Origin of the sequence: Sphingomonas sp. Leaf412, assembly GCF_001425405.1 — a bacterium.
GTDB lineage: Bacteria > Pseudomonadota > Alphaproteobacteria > Sphingomonadales > Sphingomonadaceae > Sphingomonas.
In genome coordinates this window covers 346500-349960 of the sequence record NZ_LMQP01000002.1, presented here as the reverse complement: position 1 = coordinate 349960, position 3461 = coordinate 346500, and the positions used below count along the sequence as shown (strand labels likewise).

General features: G+C 65.2%; 5 protein-coding genes and 1 pseudogene. All 6 read right to left on the bottom strand.

What is annotated here, in order from left to right; all coding sequences use genetic code 11:
- A pseudogene (locus tag ASG29_RS17430) lies at nucleotides 1-109 on the bottom strand (NAD(P)H-dependent oxidoreductase subunit E); the annotation flags it as partial.
- On the bottom strand, nucleotides 109-339 hold the full coding sequence (locus ASG29_RS06125) for a hypothetical protein (protein WP_082515694.1): 231 nt from the start codon (nucleotides 337-339) through the stop codon (nucleotides 109-111). The pseudogene ASG29_RS17430 and the gene ASG29_RS06125, both read right to left, overlap by 1 nt.
- Entirely contained in the window at nucleotides 336-1559 is a 1224-nt protein-coding gene (locus ASG29_RS06120; protein ID WP_055982318.1) for an NADH-quinone oxidoreductase subunit D, read from the bottom strand. The genes ASG29_RS06125 and ASG29_RS06120 overlap by 4 nt, the downstream gene beginning before the upstream one ends.
- Before the next feature lie 20 nt (nucleotides 1560-1579).
- Nucleotides 1580-2425, bottom strand: coding sequence for an NADH-quinone oxidoreductase subunit C (locus ASG29_RS06115; RefSeq protein ID WP_055981715.1), 846 nt, complete (start codon nucleotides 2423-2425; stop codon nucleotides 1580-1582).
- Complete coding sequence (locus tag ASG29_RS06110; protein ID WP_055981712.1) at nucleotides 2422-2979, bottom strand: NuoB/complex I 20 kDa subunit family protein; 558 nt, start codon at nucleotides 2977-2979, stop codon at nucleotides 2422-2424. Before ASG29_RS06110 ends, ASG29_RS06115 begins: the two co-directional genes overlap by 4 nt.
- On the bottom strand, nucleotides 2970-3344 hold the full coding sequence (locus tag ASG29_RS06105) for an NADH-quinone oxidoreductase subunit A (protein ID WP_055981711.1): 375 nt from the start codon (nucleotides 3342-3344) through the stop codon (nucleotides 2970-2972). The genes ASG29_RS06110 and ASG29_RS06105 overlap by 10 nt, the downstream gene beginning before the upstream one ends.
- Nucleotides 3345-3461 lie beyond the last annotated feature (117 nt).

Below are 3461 nucleotides of genomic sequence, written 5' to 3'. Positions count from 1 at the left end.
AGCGCGACAGGATCGCGTTGCGCTTCTCGCGGCTCTCGTCCGACCATTGGAACGCGCCCCAGCGCGCGCGCGTCTCGGCCTCGTCGGGGATGTGGGGGGCGTCAGCCATCAGCGGTGGTCCGTGAGGTCGAGGCGGCTTTCGATCCGCTCGACACGATCGTTGAGACGGTCGAGGCGACTGTTCACGCCCGACGTCGCGATGATGGAACTGCCGAGATGCTCCTCGACCATCGTCATCCGCACCTTCAGGTCGCGGACATCGAATTTCAGCTCCGATAGATCGGCCTGCATCTTCTGCAACACCGAATAGATCAGGTCGTTGGTGACGCCCTCGCTCACCGATCGCACTCCCCGAACACGATATCCATCGCGCCAAGGATCGCGGTCGTATCCGCCAGCATGTGCCCGCGGCTCATGAAGTCCATCGCCTGCAAGTGCGAAAACGCAGTCGGGCGGATCTTGCAGCGGTACGGCTTGTTGCTGCCGTCGCTGACCAGATACACGCCGAACTCGCCCTTCGGGCTTTCGGTCGCGACATATACTTCGCCCGCGGGGACGTGATAGCCCTCGGTATACAGCTTGAAGTGATGGATCAGCGCCTCCATCGAACTCTTCATCTCCGCGCGCTTGGGCGGCACGACCTTGCGGTCGAGGCTGGCGATCGGGCCGTCGGGCATCTCGTTCAGGCACTGGCGCATGATGCGCGCCGATTGCCGCACCTCCTCCACGCGCACCATGAAACGGTCGTAGCAGTCGCCGCGCGTCCCCACCGGCACGTCGAAGTCCATCCGCGCATAGGCGTCGTACGGCTGCGACTTGCGCAAGTCCCACGGCACGCCCGCGGCGCGGATCATCGGGCCGGAGAAGCCCCATTTCAACGCGTCCTCGCGGCTGACGATCGCGATGTCGACGTTGCGCTGCTTGAAGATGCGATTGTCCGCGACGAGGCTGATCGCATCCTCGAACAATCGCGGCAGACGCGTATCGAGCCAGTCCGCGATATCGGTCAGCAGCTTCAGCGGCACGTCCTGATGCACGCCGCCCGGCCGCATGTAATTATGATGCATCCGCGCGCCCGACGCCCGCTCCAGGAAGCCCATGCAATCCTCGCGGACCTCGAACATCCACAGGTTCGGGGTCATCGCGCCGACGTCCATGACGTGGCTGCCGAGGTTGAGCATGTGGTTCGAGATGCGCGTCAGCTCGGCGAAGAACACGCGCAGATATTGCGCGCGGATCGGGACCTCGATGTCGAGCAATTTCTCGATCGCCAGCACGAAGCTGTGCTCCATGCACATCGGCGAGCAATAATCGAGGCGATCGAAATAGGGGATCGCCTGCGCATAGGTCTTGTACTCGATCAGCTTCTCGGTGCCGCGATGCAGCAGCCCGACATGCGGGTCGAGCCGCTCGACGATTTCCCCGTCCAGCTCCATGACGAGCCGCAGCACGCCGTGCGCCGCGGGATGCTGCGGGCCGAAGTTGATCGTGTAGTTCTGGATCGCGACGTCGCCGGCCTCGGGATGCGCGGCGTCGGGGGCGTGCAGGATCTTCTCGATCGCGGGATCGCGCAGGTCGGTCACTGGTTCTGCCCTCCCTTTCCGGGGGTGACGTCGGGATCGGCGGGCTTCGGCGTCGCATCGCTGCCGGCCTTGCCCGCGCCCGTCTCGCCCGTCGCCTGCGCATCCTTCTTCGCATAGCCCTGGCTGGGCGCGGCGGGGGATTGCGTCGGCGACTGCGCGGCGTCGGCCTTCTGGATCGTCGTCGCGTCGAGCGGCGTCGGCGCGCCCTTCGCCTGCGGCAATTTCGCCTTCTCGTCGCCCGGCAGCACGTATTCCGCGCCCTCCCACGGGCTCATGAAATCGAACGTGCGGAAATCCTGCGCAAGGCTGACCGGCTCGTACACCACGCGCTTCTGTTCCTCGGAATAGCGCAGCTCGACATAGCCCGACAGCGGGAAGTCCTTGCGGAACGGATGCCCGCGGAACCCGTAATCGGTCAGGATGCGGCGCAGGTCACGGTTGCCCGAGAACAGCACGCCGTACATGTCGTACACCTCGCGCTCCAGCCAGCCCGCGACGGGCCACATGTCCGTCACCGACGGCACCGGCGTATCCTCGGTCGCGGGGACATGGACATGCAGGCGGTGGTTGCGCGTGAGCGACAGCAGGCAATAGACGACCTCGAACCGCTCGTCGCGATCCGGATAATCGACCCCAGCAATCTCCATCAGCTGCTGATATTCCAGCCCCGGCGTATCGCGCAGCGCGGTCATCGCGGGGATCAGGCCGTCGCGCGTGACGTGCAACTGCACCTCGCCCGCGATCTCCACCGCATGGGTCAGCGCCGCACCGATCGCGCCGCGCGCGGTGTCGATCGTGGCATCGTTCAGGTCCGCCGCCCAGGCGGGTGCGGGCGCCCTCACCTCTCGATGCTCCCGCTGCGACGGATCTTCCGCTGCAACTGCATCACGCCGTACAGCAGCGCCTCCGCGGTCGGGGGGCAGCCGGGGACGTAGATGTCGACCGGCACGATCCGGTCGCACCCGCGCACGACGCTGTAGCTGTAATGGTAATAGCCGCCGCCGTTGGCGCACGAGCCCATCGAAATCACGTACTTCGGCTCCGACATCTGGTCGTAGACCTTGCGCAGCGCCGGCGCCATCTTGTTGCACAGCGTGCCCGCGACGATCATCACGTCGGACTGACGCGGGGACGCGCGCGGCGCGGCGCCGAACCGTTCCATGTCGTAGCGCGGCATGTTGACGTGGATCATCTCCACCGCGCAGCAGGCGAGGCCGAACGTCATCCACCACAGGCTGCCCGTGCGCGCCCACTGGAACAGATCCTCGGTCGAGGTGACCAGGAAACCCTTGTCGTTCAGCTCGCCGTTCAGACCGTCGAAATAGCCGTGGTCGGGCTGGATGATGCTCGATCCGGAAAACGGGGCGCCCGCCGGATGGGTGAGTTCTACTCCCATTCCAGGGCTCCCTTCTTCCACGCATAGACAAGGCCGAGCGCCAGCTCGCCGATGAAGATCATCATGCTGATCCACGCGGTCCATCCCAGGTCGAACACGCTGACCGCCCAGGGAAACAGGAACGCCGCCTCCAGGTCGAAGATGATGAACAGGATCGCGACGAGGTAGAAGCGCACGTCGAACTGGCTGCGCGAATCCTCGAACGCGGGGAATCCGCATTCATATTCGGACAGTTTTTCCGCCGTCGGTTTGTGCGCCCCCGTCAGGCGCGCGACGCCCATCGGCAGGAACACGAACGCCGACGACAGGGCCAGGGCAACGCCCAGGAACATCAGGATCGGCAGATATTGCGACAGGTCGACCAACGGGCTTCTCGCAGATGCGAACGGAACGGGGCCGCTTTAGGCCGCAGGGCCCGGAGGGGCAAGGTTCGGGAGCGTGAGAATGATTCGCAAGTGATCCTCCCCGAGCTTGCTCGGGGA